Genomic DNA, 12,009 nt, shown 5'->3' on the forward strand with positions numbered 1-12,009 from the left:
GATCAGTTCCCGGCCTGGACCCGGTTGATGTAGTCCTCGATGAGCTGCGTCTGGGCGGCACGGTCGAGGTTGGCCCCGACCACGGCTTCGGCAGCGCCGATGGCGATGTCGGAGACCTCGCCACGCAGCTCGGCCATGGCCTGACCCTTGGCAGCGTCGATGTCGGCCTGGGCCGAGGCACGAGCCGTGGCCAGTTCCTCGTTCAGGCGGGTCTGCTGATCGGCCTTGAGCTGATCGGCGGCCTGACGGGCCTCTTCGATGATGCGAGCGGACTCGGTCTTGGCGTCGGCCACCTTGGCGGCGTACTCGGCCTTGATCGATTCGGCGTCGGCCTTGGCGGCCTCGGCGGCGTCGAGGTCGCCCTGGATCTTGGCGGCACGCTCGTCCATCGCCTTCTTGGCGGCCGGCAGGCCGAACTTGGCGAGGAAGAGGAACACCACGGTGAAGCCGATGGCACCCCAGATGATCTCGTTGGTCTCGGGGAGCAACGGGTTCGGGGCGTCGCGGCAGTCGCTCACGGAGCCGTCTTCGACCACGAGGATCTCGACGCACTCGATGTCGGCGTGATGCGCATCGTTGGCGTGCATGATGTGTTCGGCTTCTTCGAACACTGCGTGCGGGTCGCCCGCTTCGCCGTGTTCAGCTTCGGTGGTCTCCTCACCGCTGTGATCGTCCTCGGCCTCCTGCGCAGATGCGGCAGGGGCGAAGGCGAACAGCACAGCGGTGGCGAGGGCCACGGCTGCGAGGAAGCGCTTGCTTCGCATGGTGTCTCCTTTGTCGGATCGTGTCTTCAGGACGGATGTCGCAGCAGAGCTGGTGACCAGCTCCGCAGGATCAACCGGCGAGGAAGAAGACGACGAAGCCGATGAGAGCGAGGGCCTCGACGAACGCGATGCCGAGGAACATGGTGGTACGGACCATGCCGGCAGCCTCGGGCTGACGGGCCATGGCCTGCACGGACTGACCGACGAGGTAGCCGATGCCGATGCCTGGGCCGATGGCGCCAAGGCCGTAGGTGAGGGCGGCGAGTCCGGAGTCGGTGATCATGGTGGTGCCTTTCTTGGGGTGACTTCGAGAAGTGAGAAGTACGGGAACGGGTGAGAAACGGAGAGATTCAGTGCTCGGCGTGGAGCGACGAGCCGATGTACACGCCGGTGAGCAGCGCGAACACGTAGGCCTGCAGGAAGCTGACGAGGACCTCGAAGGCCGTGAAGAAGATCACGGCGAAGACCGGCAGCGGCAGGAACACGGCGTACCACTTGCCGATCACCAGACCGGACGAGAGCACGGCGAAGGTGACCAACAGGATGTGGCCGGCGAGCAGGTTGGCGAAGAGCCGGACCATGAGCGAGAACGGCCGGACCAGGAAGGTCGAGACGAACTCGATCGGCGCCACGAGGATGTACAGCGCCGGCGGCACGCCCGGGGGGAACAGGGCGTTCTTGAAGTAGCCGATCGGGCCCTGGTTGATGATGCCGACGATGATGAAGACGAACCAGACGGTGAGCGCCAGCAGCATGGGCAGCGCCACACGGGCCGAGGCGGGCATCTGGATGACCGGGACGATCTCGAAGATGTTCGTGAAGAACACGAAGAAGAAGATCGACATGAGGAACGGCGTGTACTTGCGCCCCTCGGTCCCCATGGTCTGGAGGACGATGTCGTCGATGAAGGTGACCGAGGTCTCCGCGATGTTCTGGGCGCCGCTCGGGACGAGCTGCTTCTTGTTCCCGAGGATGAACAGCGCCATCGTCATGATGACGGCGAAGAAGTAGATCAACACGACCTTGTTGATCGCGAAGGCAGTGTCCTCGAAGAGGAAGGCCGGCCACTGGACGATGTGCGTCAGTGGCGGGAACTCGAGGCTGAACACCGGCATGGTGGGGATCACCGGGCGGGCTCCTTGTCGTTCTTTGGCTTGAGACCAGGATGGGCGAGGGATGCCGACACGTACTTGAGTTCCCATGCGAGGAGACCCAGGTGCATGACGACGATGGTGCAACCGAGGACGGCGACGTGCACCCAGTCGAGATTGCGGAGCAAGAGCACGGCGCCGAACATCGCGCTGATGCGGAGCAGGTAGCCGAAGAGCGAGACACCCATCAGCACACCGAGGTTGATGCGAGCGGCCCAGGCGAGGCTGGCGGCAGCGACCACGAAGTTGACGAGGACCAGTGCGACGCCGACGCCGGCACTCATGGCGCCGTCGAGGCCGGCCACGAGTGCGCCGACGACGATGGGGAGCGGGGTGACGGGAAGCGCCCGGCGGAGGAGGTCGGCGACGATCTCGGCCTCGGGGGCCGGTCCGGCGTCGCCGGGTGCGGTGACGATGTCGATCGTGCTCGTCGTCGTGGCCGTCATGCGTCGCTCCGGCCGGCGTTCCAGATGTCGTTCTCGTCCTGGAGCGGCGTCTTGAGCCGGTCCTCGGGACGGACCCACGCGCCGCTGGCCTCGTGGGTACGCATCTCGTCGTCGTAGCCGTACCACATGCGAACGAAGGTGCCGATGACGCCGAAGACGGCGAACGCGACCGTGAAGCCGGGCCCGGTTCCCGCGACCATGTCGACGAGGAACCCGATGCCGGCGAACACCAACGGCGTGACCACGAGCTCGAACGCGCGGGACATCCCGTCGCCGAACCCTTGGTTCATTGCTCGCTTGTCGTTCATCGAGAACACGGTTCGACGAGTCCCTTCAACCACACCATCGGAGCCGCTTGTGAATACATTCGCAAACTAGTGAGCGGGCGTACGAGGCGGCAAATCTGCTCCCCGAGTCACCCGGTCCGGCGACCGTCGCAAGCTAGCAGGGGCCGTGCTGCCAGGGTCGACTCGCACGGCGCGGAATCCCGTCATTTCCCCACGGTCTCCTTGCGCGCCCGGCGCTCGTCACGCGCTCGGGGATGCAGGATCGTGTAGAGCACGAGGGCCAACGCGGCGATGCCGATGGGGAGGGCGCCGTCGTCGCTGTCGGTGAAGACCGGGTAGAGCACGAGACCCGACAACAGCGCCGTCCAGGTCCAGAGGATCGCGACGCTGCGGCGCTGTCCGTGGCCCAAGTCCATCAATCGGTGATGGAGATGCCCCTTGTCGGCCTCGGTCACGCCGGTACGGCTCTTGGCCCGACGGAAGATCGCGAATGCGGTGTCGAAGATCGGCACTCCGAGGATCACCAGCGGGATGAACAACGGGGCGAAGAAGAAGAACGTCTGGCTCGACGAGTCGGCGGTCGAGTTGCCGGACACGGCGATCGACGCCGCCGCCATCAGCAGGCCCAACAGGAGCGCTCCCCCGTCCCCCATGAAGACCGACGCGGGGTGGATGTTGAACGGGAGGAACCCGACGCAGGCACCGGCTGTCGCCAGTGCGACGAGCGGTGCGACGTTGTCGGCGGGGAGTTGGGCGACGCCGGGGTCGGCGAGCTCGTTGGCGAAGAGGAACAGCGCGAACGCCGCGATGCCCACGATGCCGGCAGCGAGCCCGTCGAGCCCGTCGATCAGGTTGATGGCCTGACACATGCCGACCACCCAGATGACGGTGATGAGCGCGGCCCAGTCGGGCGAGAGCGAGATGAGACCCACGGCAGGGAGGCGGAAGAGCAGGATGCTCACGCCCGCGAAGTTGATGACGCTTCCGGCGAGCACCGTGCCCGCGGTCTTGGCCGGGGCCGAGATCTCTCTGGCGTCGTCGATGCCACCCACGGCGTAGACGATCGTGGCGGCCACCAGCACACCGATCGGCACGGTCGGCGCGTCGAAGATGGCCTCGAAGCGATCGAGGCGCCATGCCACGCCGAACGAGGCCACGACCCCGACCAGCATCGCGAGCCCACCGAGTTCGGGCGTCGGTTCGGCATGGACCTTGCGGTCCGACGGCATCGCGATCGCGCCGACACGCCGCGACAGCCGGGCTGCCAGAGGCATCAACGTCGCGGTGACCAACGCCGCGACCGCGAAGACGGCGAACGCCTCCATCAGGAGAGGAGGATCCCTAGACCGGGTACGGCTCGAACTTGCTGCACAGGGTCCGGACCTCGTCGCGGATCGCCCGCAGTGCGCCCTCGTCGTCGCGCTGGTCGAGCGTGCGCACGATGAGATCGGCGATGACGTCCATCTCCGGCTCGGTCATGCCCTGGGTCGTGACCGCCGGCGTACCGATGCGCAGGCCGGAGGTGATGTAGGGCGGGCGGGGGTCGTCGGGCACGGTGTTCTCGTTGAGCGAGATCCCCGCAGCGTCGAGCGCCAGACGGGCCTTCTTGCCCGACAGGTCTTCGTCGTAGGACCGGAGGTCGACCAGCAACAGGTGGTTGTCGGTACCGCCGGAGACCAGACGCAGGCCACGGCCGGCGAGTCCCTCGGCCAGCGCCGCGCAGTTGCGAACGACCTGGGCGGCGTAGTCGGCGAAGGCCGGCGTTGCGGCCTCGGCGAAGGCAATGGCCTTGGCGGCCATGACGTGGTCGAGCGGGCCACCCTGGAGGCCGGGGAACATGGCCTTGTCGATGACCGGCGCCAACTCCTCGGTGCACAGGATCGCCCCACCGCGAGGGCCGCGGAGGGTCTTGTGGGTGGTGAAGGTGACGATGTCGGCGACCGGGACCGGCGACGGATGCGCGCCACCGGCGATGAGCCCGGCGATGTGCGCGGCGTCGAACATGAAGTACGCCCCGACCTCGTCGGCGATGTCGCGGAAGGGCTGGGGGTCGATGATCCGCGGGTAGGCGGTGGCACCGGCGACGATGATCTTCGGACGGTGTTCGAGCGCCGCCGCGCGGACCTGGTCGAAGTCGATGCGCTCGTCCGACGGGGTCACGCCGTAGCTGACGAAGTCGTAGAGCTTGCCCGAGGCGTTCACAGGGCTGCCGTGGGTCAGGTGTCCGCCCTGGTCGAGCCGCAGGCCGAGCACGGTGTCGCCCGGATCGAGCAGCGCCAGGTAGACGCCCATGTTGGCGTTCGCACCGGCGTGGGGCTGGACGTTGGCGTGCGCCGCACCGAAGAGCGACTTGGCCCGCTCGATGGCGACGGTCTCGACCTCGTCGATGACCTCGTTGCCGCCGTAGTACCGCTTGCCCGGGTATCCCTCGGAGTACTTGTTGGTCAGCACCGAGCCCGTGGCCCGCATGACTGCAGGCGACGTGAAGTTCTCGGATGCGATGAGCTGGATCGTGGTGTTCTGCCGTTCGACCTCACGGTCGATCAGCGAGAAGACCTCGTCGTCAGCGATCTCCGGCCAGCCCATGGCAATGCTCCTCTGTACAGCAGTTACGTGGTCAAGGATGCCAGACCGCTTCCGCGGGTCAGGCTTCTTCTTCTTCGATCGCGGCGATGCCGTCGACGCGGCGCTGGTGGCGCCCGCCCTCGAACTCGGTGGCGAGCCACAACTCGAGGATCTCGTCGGCCAGGCCGACACCGACGATGCGACCACCGATGGCCAGCACGTTGGCGTCGTTGTGCTCACGGCTCATCCGGGTCGTGTACAGGTCGTTGCACAGCGCGGCGCGAGCGCCGCGCACCTTGTTGGCCGCGATCTGTTCGCCCTGGCCCGAACCGCCCATGACGATGCCCCGATCAGCCTCGCCGTTCACCACGGCACGGGCGACGGCGGCGCAGATCGGTGGGTAGTCGACCGACTCGGTCGAGTCGGTGCCGAAGTCGACCGCCTCGTGTCCCAGTCGACCGATGGTCTCGATCAGGTGGCACTTGAGGTCGTAGCCGGCGTGGTCGGAGCCGATGGCGATGCGCATGTTCAGTCCTGTGGGGATCGGGGGAAGAGGTGGTCGACAACGGTTCGCACGAGGGCCTCGATCTCGACCGCGGTGCGTTCGTAGTGCTTGGCGGAGCGACCGATGGGGTCCGCGACCTCGTCGTCGGGATCGTGACCGAGCATGTCACCGGGACGGCGTGAACCACCGACCCGGGACAACCAGGCATCCAGCGACTCGTCGGGCCGACGGGGTCCGACCGCCCGGGCACCTCGTGCGAGCTCGGGCAGCGTGAAGGTCCGGGCGAAAGCGGGTCCGTCGAGGACGGCGACCTCGCGCACGTGTTGGCGCTCCATGCCCACGATCAGGTCGGCCTCGTCGATCAGGTAGCTCGACAGCCGTCGGCTGCGATGCGCGCTGATGTCGACTCCGCGGCGCGCCATCGCGTCGACGCCGTGACGCGATGCCTCCTGGCCCTGCGTGACCAGGCCGGCCGACTCGACCACCGCGTCGACGCCGGCCGCGGCGAGGTCACGACGGAAGAGCCCCTCGGCCATCGGCGAGCGACAGATGTTGCCGGTACAGAGCACCAGGAGATGGATCGTGGGAGCGGGAACCGGTGCGTCGATGGCGGCGAATTGTAGTGAGCCACGTCTCCACTCCTAGCCTCCGGTGGTCAACTTGACCGCTCGGTCAAGGTGAGCCCACAGGAGGAAGAATGTCGCTCGATCCACGCACCCCGGTCATCATCGGTGTCGGCCAGCGGAGTCAGCGGGTCGACCGCGGCGAGCCGGCCCTCGAGCCGGTCGACCTCATGGTCGTGGCCGCCCAGCAAGCGGCGAGCGACGCCGGTGACATCGACGTGACGGCCATCGACTCGATCCGCACCGTCGGACTGCTGTCGTGGCGCTACCTCGACCCGGGCGCGCTGGTCGCCGAACGCCTCGGCGTCGGACACGACGTCGACAGCGCCATCACCGCGATGGGTGGCAACTCACCCCAGATGCTGGTGAACGAGACGGCCCTCGACATCGCTGCGGGCCGGGCCTCGTGCGTGTTGCTCGCCGGTGCCGAGTCCTGGCGCAGCCGAACGGCCGCTCGCTCCGACGGCGGCCAGCCCGACTGGACCGTCCAACCCGACGACACCCCGCCGGCCCGGACCATCGGCAGCGAGTTGCAGATGAACCTCGAGGCGGAGACCGACCTCGGCATCTTCCTGCCGGTCCAGGTGTACCCGATGTTCGAGCAGGCACGTCGCCATCACCTCGGCCGCACGATGGAGGAGCACCTCCCCCATCTCGGCGCCCTCTGGTCGCGCTTCTCCGAGGTCGCCGCACAGAACCCGCACGCGTGGATCCAGGAGCCGATGAGCGCCGAGGAGATCGTCACCCCGACGCCTTCGAACCGGATGGTCGGCCTGCCGTACACCAAGGTCATGAACTCGAACAACGCGGTCGAGCAGGGCGCAGCCGTCCTCGTCTGCTCGGTCGAGGTCGCCGAACGACTCGGCGTCCCGCGTGAGAAGTGGGTCTTCCCGCAGGCCGGTGGCGACGGACACGAGCACCCGTTCATCTCCCACCGCGACAACCTCTACACCTCCCCCGCCGTCGGCGTCGTCGGCCGGGCGACGCTCGAAGCCGCCGAGACCACCATCGACGAGATCGACCACCTCGACCTCTACTCGTGCTTCCCCGTCGCCGTGCAGGTGGGCGCCGACGAACTCGGCATCGACCTCGACCGCAAGCTCACCCAGACCGGTGGGCTGAGCTTCGCCGGTGGGCCGTGGAACAACTACGTCATGCACGGGATCGCGGCAATGGTCGACACCCTTCGCGGCGACCCCGGATCGACCGGGCTCGTCTGGGGCAACGGTGGCTACCTCACCAAGCACGCATTCGGCGTCTACTCCACCGAACCGCCGGCCAACGGTTTCCGCCACGTCCATCCCCAGGACGAGATCGACGCCCTGCCGTCACGGGAACTGTCGACGGATCACGAAGGTCCGGCCACGGTCGAGTCGTGGGTCGTCATGCACGGCAAGGACGGGAACCCCGAGGCGGCGTTCGCCGCGCTGCTCCTCGACGACGGCCGACGTGCCTGGGGTACGACCGCCGATCCCGACGCCATGGCCGCCATGGTCGCCGAGGACATGATCGACCGTGTCGTGCACCGCAGCGCCGACGGTCTGATCACGCTGGTCTGACCCCTGGGCTGATCCTCAGAGCTGCTGGTTCTGCTCGCGCAGCTTCTCGTTCAACTGTGCGATGACGCGCCCCGCCGCCTTCGGCATGGTCTCGAGCAGGTCCTGGAACGGCTTCGTCTTGAACGAGAGCAGTTCGAGGTCGGTGAGAGCACGGACCGTGGCCGAGCGGGGCCGCTTGTCGAGCAACGCCATCTCGCCGACAGCCGAGCCGGGGCCGATGGTCGCGACCCGGTTGCCACCCACGTAGACGCCGGCCTGGCCGGCGCAGATGACGAAGGCTTCCTGGCCCACGTCGCCCTGCTCCATCAGGACCGCGCCGGCGTCCGCCGACACGTCCTCGGCGAGCGCACGGACCTTCTTCAGTTCGTCAGGTGTGAAGTCCTCGAAGAACTCGAGCTTCGACAGATCGACGTCGGCCATTTTTCCCCCGGAGGTTGTCGTCGTCGGCAATGTAGGTCGTCGCGAGGGCTCCATGCGCCGGAGTACATGACGATCTGGCACCGGTTCCGCCGATTCCGGACGAATCACCCACCATCGATGCGAATCGGGCCCTGTCGGAGCACGGTCGGCTCGGGTCCCGTTGCGTCGACGACGGTCGACGCTGATCCGACGATCTCGCCACCGTCGACCACGAGGTCGACGGGTCCGGTCAGCGACGCTGCCGCGGCCGCTGCGGTCGACGGTGTCGGCTCGCCGTGGCGGTTGGCGCTGGTCGCGGCGATCGGCCCGGTCCGCTCGGCGACGCGTTGGATCAGCCGGTGGTCGGGACACCGCACCCCGATGGTCGATCGGGGCTCACCGAGGTCCCAGTCGAGGTCGGCGCTGCGGGGCAGCACCAACGTGAGCGGACCCGGCCAGTGCTGTCCGGCCAGGATCGCGCCGCTCGACGACACCGTCCCGGCGATCGACAGCGCCTGCATCGGGGTCGCGCACAGCACTGCCACCGGCACCGTGGCCGCTCGACCCTTGAGTTCGAACAGGCGCGCCATGGCGTCGCCGTCGTCCGGAAGGGCAGCGAGGCCGTAGACGGTGTCGGTCGGGAGGACTGCCACCCCGCCGGCGATGAGCACGTCGACGATCCGCTCGACCGCGTCGGCATCCGTTGCACCGACCGTCTCGGTCATCTCAGATCCTCGCGACGAGATAGCGGTCGCGTCCGGTCAGGTCGCCGCCGGTGCGGACCTGGTCGAACCCGGCATCCGACGCGAGCAGACGGACCGCCTCGGCCTGCTGCGGCGCATGCTCGACGACGAGCGCGCCGCCCGGAGCCAGCCAGCGAGGCGCCTCGGCGACGATCACCCGGATGTCGTCGAGGCCGTCGGCCCCGGCCCGCAATGCGCCACGGGGCTCCCACTCCTCGACCAACGCCGGCAGGGGTTCGTCGTCGGTGACGTACGGCGGGTTCGACGCGATCACACCGACGGCGCCGAGCAACGACTCGGGCAGCGGCTCGAGCCACGAACCCTCGATCAGCCGGACCGAGCCAGCACGACGACCGAGGCCGGTGCAGTTGGCCCTGGCGACCGCGAGCGCGTCGGCCGATCGCTCGACACCCCAGACCTCGGTGCCCGGTCGTTCGACGGCGATCGACAGCGCGATGGCGCCCGAACCCGTGCCCAGGTCGACGACCGGTCCACCGACGCGGGTGTGCTCTTGGAGGACGGCGTCGACCACCACCTCGGTCTCGGGGCGCGGGATCAGGACCCGCCGGTCGACGAAGAGCTCGAGGGTCCGGAACTCCCACCGCTCCAGCACGTACTGCAGCGGCTCGCCCTGCTCGCGTCGTTCGACCATGACCCGCCAGTGGTGGTGCGATCGCACCGTCGCCGGCTCCTCGGCCGCGACACGCAGCGGGTCGCCCGCCGCGCGCTCCACGATCCATCGGGCCTCGGCGTCGGCGTTCTCGACGCCGGATGCGCGCAGGCGAGCGACCGTCTCTGCGTGGAGCTGGCTCCACGACACCGTGTCCTCGACACTGTCGACCTCGCTGCCCTCCATCGCACGGGGAGCCTACGAACTCGTCGACAAAACGGTAAACCTCCGACCACCGCCCGTTCGTGTGTGGAGATGTGGAACCGAGGTCAGCGCTTGCAACTGCACCGTCCAGCGAGAGTGCATCGCCGATGACGGCCTTCGAGGCCTTCTACCGGACCGAGTACCGCCCCCTGCTCCGCCTCGCCTGGTCGCTGACCGGACGGAAGGACCTGGGCGAGGAGCTCGTGCAGGAGACGATGCTGACGGTGCACGGACGATGGGCCGACGTCGGCTCGTACGACAAGCCGGGCGGCTACGCCCGCCGAGTGCTCCTCAACGCGGCCACGTCGGCCGCACGCCGCAAGGCGGCCGAGAAACGGGCCGTCCAGCGGCTCGAAGCCCAGACGGACCCGGTCCGGCTCGCTCCCGAACCACCGCCGGACGAGACGTTCTGGGCGGCGCTGCGAGCGCTCCCGGAACGCCAGGCGCAGGCCATCGCCCTGCACTACGTCGAGGACCGGTCGGTCGAGTCGATCGCCGAGATCCTCGACATCGCTCCCAACACCGTGAAGGTGCACCTGCACCGCGGCCGACTGGCCCTGGCCGAGTCGCTGCGCCCCGAGGAGGAAGAACGATGAGTTCTCCGAACGAAGAACAACTGCTCGCCGAGCTCGACCGACGCGCCGCTGCGGCGACCCGATCGCTGGACGACGCGGTCGAGCGCACGGCCATCCCCGACTTCACCTCGCCCGCCGAACTGCGATCGCGGCGCTGGCTCTCCCCCATCTCCATCGCCGCCGGTCTGCTGGTCGTGGCGCTGGTCGCCGCCGCACTCGTCTTCTCCGGCGGCGGCGACGAGAACACCGTGGCCGGCGAGGTCGGCTTCATCCACCTGGCACTGCCCGACCCCGAGGCACTCGGCTACCGGGTGACGGCCGCCTTCGACGGCACGGAGCCGCGCGACGAGTCCTCCGACCCGACCATGGACACCGTGGTCACCGTCCAGGGACCCGACGACGCCGACGACCCGTGGACCGAGGCGGTCATCGCCTACTCACTCCCGTCGGAGATCACGACGCTCGACGGAGACGCGGTCGACATCGGTGGCCCCGAGGCGATGTACGCCGAGGAGGGCGCCGGCCGGACCGTCGGATGGATCGACGGTGACGAGACCCGTTACCTGGTCAGCACGCGAGTCGACCGCGATCGTCTCGTCGAACTCGCGACCGCAGCGAGCGACGGATCGACGTCCGACCAGCGGATCCTCTACTCGGGCACCATCGGCGACGTGTTCCCGATCGCCCTCACCACGATCGGTCGGGGCGGCCCCGTCGGCGTGGAGCGGACGGCACTCGTGGCCTACGGATCGGCATCGGGCGACGGCGAACTCGGGATGTCGGTGGCGACCACCACGGGCTCCGGCGCCCGACTCCGTGCCACCACCGCGCTCGCCACCGCCACCCGGGAGGTCACCGTCCGCGGCCACGACGCCGTCGTCGCCGAGTTCTTCGGCGCCGGACCCGACGGCCTCCTGAGCGTGTCGTGGCTCGAAGCCGACAACACCCTCGCCCGGGCCGACGCCTTCGGCATCGACGAGGACACCCTCGTCGACCATCTGAACCAGCTCGAGCCCGTCGACCCGGTCACGTTCGCCGAGCTCGCTGCCTCAGCCGAGCCCGGCGGAACCGGAACGTCGGAGACCTTCGAGTCGACCGGCACGCCGATCATCGCCACCGACGGCTCGGTGCAGATGACATCCGGAGAGGTCACCTACACCGCATCCGCCGAAACGTCCGACGACGGTTCGATCGGGCTGGAGGCGATGGACGAGGGTCCCGAGGGCGGGTTCGTCTCCGGGTCGAGTGTCGCTGCTGGCGAATCGAGGGTGCTCCGCCACGCTGCGGCCAACGGCGAGGTCCTCGTCTACGGCGTGTTCGGTCCCGACGCCGAGTCCGTGACGATCGACTGCACGGACACCGCCCGGTGCGACGTCGACATCGTCGGACCGTCGACCGCCGTGATCAGCGGGACGACCAGCGTCGTCTTCCTCGCCGTCGTGCCGCAGGGCAAGGCCGACGGACTCGTCGTCGTCGGCACGCATGCCGACGGCTCGGAGACCCGACTCGACGTCTGAC

The 12,009-nt window shown here is 68.5% G+C and carries 15 protein-coding genes; 3 read left to right on the plus strand and 12 right to left on the minus strand.

What is annotated here, in order from left to right; genetic code table 11:
* Positions 1-2 precede the first annotated feature (2 nt).
* The 9 genes from atpF to AB8619_RS13845 all read right to left on the minus strand — a co-directional run bounded on the left by atpF (position 3) and on the right by AB8619_RS13845 (position 6,287).
* A complete protein-coding gene (atpF, locus tag AB8619_RS13805; RefSeq protein ID WP_436793210.1) occupies positions 3-764 on the minus strand; it encodes a F0F1 ATP synthase subunit B in 762 nt (253 codons plus the stop codon).
* Between the two features lie 70 nt (positions 765-834).
* Positions 835-1,047 carry an ATP synthase F0 subunit C gene (gene atpE / locus AB8619_RS13810; protein WP_436793211.1) on the minus strand — a complete coding sequence of 71 codons (213 nt, stop codon included), beginning with the start codon at positions 1,045-1,047 and terminating at the stop codon, positions 835-837.
* Positions 1,048-1,114: 67 nt separating this feature from the next.
* Positions 1,115-1,891: a F0F1 ATP synthase subunit A gene (gene atpB, locus AB8619_RS13815; RefSeq protein ID WP_436793212.1), complete on the minus strand. Its 777-nt coding sequence runs from the start codon at positions 1,889-1,891 to the stop codon at positions 1,115-1,117.
* On the minus strand, positions 1,888-2,361 hold the full coding sequence (locus AB8619_RS13820; RefSeq protein WP_436793213.1) for an ATP synthase subunit I: 474 nt from the start codon (positions 2,359-2,361) through the stop codon (positions 1,888-1,890). Before AB8619_RS13820 ends, atpB begins: the two co-directional genes overlap by 4 nt.
* On the minus strand, positions 2,358-2,669 hold the full coding sequence (locus AB8619_RS13825) for an AtpZ/AtpI family protein (RefSeq protein ID WP_436793214.1): 312 nt from the start codon (positions 2,667-2,669) through the stop codon (positions 2,358-2,360). Before AB8619_RS13825 ends, AB8619_RS13820 begins: the two co-directional genes overlap by 4 nt.
* Before the next feature lie 182 nt (positions 2,670-2,851).
* On the minus strand, positions 2,852-3,973 hold the full coding sequence (locus AB8619_RS13830; protein WP_436793215.1) for an MraY family glycosyltransferase: 1,122 nt from the start codon (positions 3,971-3,973) through the stop codon (positions 2,852-2,854).
* A 16-nt stretch (positions 3,974-3,989) separates the two neighbouring features.
* Positions 3,990-5,234 carry a serine hydroxymethyltransferase gene (gene glyA / locus AB8619_RS13835; protein ID WP_436793216.1) on the minus strand — a complete coding sequence of 415 codons (1,245 nt, stop codon included), beginning with the start codon at positions 5,232-5,234 and terminating at the stop codon, positions 3,990-3,992.
* 58 nt (positions 5,235-5,292) lie between these two features.
* Positions 5,293-5,739: a ribose 5-phosphate isomerase B gene (rpiB, locus tag AB8619_RS13840; RefSeq protein ID WP_436793217.1), complete on the minus strand. Its 447-nt coding sequence runs from the start codon at positions 5,737-5,739 to the stop codon at positions 5,293-5,295.
* Positions 5,740-5,741: 2 nt separating this feature from the next.
* Positions 5,742-6,287: a hypothetical protein gene (locus tag AB8619_RS13845; RefSeq protein WP_436793218.1), complete on the minus strand. Its 546-nt coding sequence runs from the start codon at positions 6,285-6,287 to the stop codon at positions 5,742-5,744.
* A 128-nt stretch (positions 6,288-6,415) separates the two neighbouring features.
* Here AB8619_RS13845 and AB8619_RS13850 point away from each other — a divergent pair, with 128 nt between their 5' ends.
* On the plus strand, positions 6,416-7,900 hold the full coding sequence (locus AB8619_RS13850; protein ID WP_436793219.1) for an acetyl-CoA acetyltransferase: 1,485 nt from the start codon (positions 6,416-6,418) through the stop codon (positions 7,898-7,900).
* A gap of 15 nt (positions 7,901-7,915) precedes the next feature.
* Here AB8619_RS13850 and AB8619_RS13855 read toward each other — a convergent pair whose 3' ends face one another.
* The 3 genes from AB8619_RS13855 to prmC all read right to left on the minus strand — a co-directional run bounded on the left by AB8619_RS13855 (position 7,916) and on the right by prmC (position 9,898).
* Positions 7,916-8,320: a Crp/Fnr family transcriptional regulator gene (locus AB8619_RS13855; protein WP_436793220.1), complete on the minus strand. Its 405-nt coding sequence runs from the start codon at positions 8,318-8,320 to the stop codon at positions 7,916-7,918.
* Positions 8,321-8,424: 104 nt separating this feature from the next.
* Entirely contained in the window at positions 8,425-9,024 is a 600-nt protein-coding gene (locus AB8619_RS13860; RefSeq protein WP_436793221.1) for an L-threonylcarbamoyladenylate synthase, read from the minus strand.
* Position 9,025: 1 nt separating this feature from the next.
* The gene (gene prmC / locus AB8619_RS13865; RefSeq protein ID WP_436793222.1) at positions 9,026-9,898 is read right to left on the minus strand and encodes a peptide chain release factor N(5)-glutamine methyltransferase; all 873 of its coding nucleotides are present in this window, start codon (positions 9,896-9,898) and stop codon (positions 9,026-9,028) included.
* A gap of 125 nt (positions 9,899-10,023) precedes the next feature.
* Here prmC and AB8619_RS13870 point away from each other — a divergent pair, with 125 nt between their 5' ends.
* Together AB8619_RS13870 and AB8619_RS13875 are read left to right on the plus strand one after the other, a co-directional pair.
* Positions 10,024-10,512 (plus strand): RNA polymerase sigma factor, encoded by a 489-nt coding sequence (locus AB8619_RS13870; protein WP_436793223.1) that lies wholly within the window; start codon positions 10,024-10,026, stop codon positions 10,510-10,512.
* Positions 10,509-12,008: a hypothetical protein gene (locus tag AB8619_RS13875; protein WP_436793224.1), complete on the plus strand. Its 1,500-nt coding sequence runs from the start codon at positions 10,509-10,511 to the stop codon at positions 12,006-12,008. The genes AB8619_RS13870 and AB8619_RS13875 overlap by 4 nt, the downstream gene beginning before the upstream one ends.
* Position 12,009 lies beyond the last annotated feature (1 nt).

Source organism: Actinospongiicola halichondriae (genome assembly GCF_049103745.1).
GTDB lineage: Bacteria > Actinomycetota > Acidimicrobiia > Acidimicrobiales > Salinilacustritrichaceae > Salinilacustrithrix > Salinilacustrithrix halichondriae.

Excerpts from the sequence above, each read along its gene's own strand:
- AB8619_RS13825 (WP_436793214.1), bottom strand. The coding sequence starts at position 2,669 with ATGAACGACAAGCGAGCAATGAACCAAGGGTTCGGCGACGGGATGTCC.
- AB8619_RS13875 (WP_436793224.1), top strand. The coding sequence starts at position 10,509 with ATGAGTTCTCCGAACGAAGAACAACTGCTCGCCGAGCTCGACCGACGC.
- AB8619_RS13830 (WP_436793215.1), bottom strand. The coding sequence starts at position 3,973 with ATGGAGGCGTTCGCCGTCTTCGCGGTCGCGGCGTTGGTCACCGCGACG.
- AB8619_RS13870 (WP_436793223.1), top strand. The coding sequence starts at position 10,024 with ATGACGGCCTTCGAGGCCTTCTACCGGACCGAGTACCGCCCCCTGCTC.
- AB8619_RS13855 (WP_436793220.1), bottom strand. The coding sequence starts at position 8,320 with ATGGCCGACGTCGATCTGTCGAAGCTCGAGTTCTTCGAGGACTTCACA.
- prmC (WP_436793222.1), bottom strand. The coding sequence starts at position 9,898 with ATGGAGGGCAGCGAGGTCGACAGTGTCGAGGACACGGTGTCGTGGAGC.
- AB8619_RS13820 (WP_436793213.1), bottom strand. The coding sequence starts at position 2,361 with ATGACGGCCACGACGACGAGCACGATCGACATCGTCACCGCACCCGGC.
- AB8619_RS13860 (WP_436793221.1), bottom strand. The coding sequence starts at position 9,024 with ATGACCGAGACGGTCGGTGCAACGGATGCCGACGCGGTCGAGCGGATC.
- atpE (WP_436793211.1), bottom strand. The coding sequence starts at position 1,047 with ATGATCACCGACTCCGGACTCGCCGCCCTCACCTACGGCCTTGGCGCC.
- atpF (WP_436793210.1), bottom strand. The coding sequence starts at position 764 with ATGCGAAGCAAGCGCTTCCTCGCAGCCGTGGCCCTCGCCACCGCTGTG.
- AB8619_RS13850 (WP_436793219.1), top strand. The coding sequence starts at position 6,416 with ATGTCGCTCGATCCACGCACCCCGGTCATCATCGGTGTCGGCCAGCGG.
- rpiB (WP_436793217.1), bottom strand. The coding sequence starts at position 5,739 with ATGCGCATCGCCATCGGCTCCGACCACGCCGGCTACGACCTCAAGTGC.
- glyA (WP_436793216.1), bottom strand. The coding sequence starts at position 5,234 with ATGGGCTGGCCGGAGATCGCTGACGACGAGGTCTTCTCGCTGATCGAC.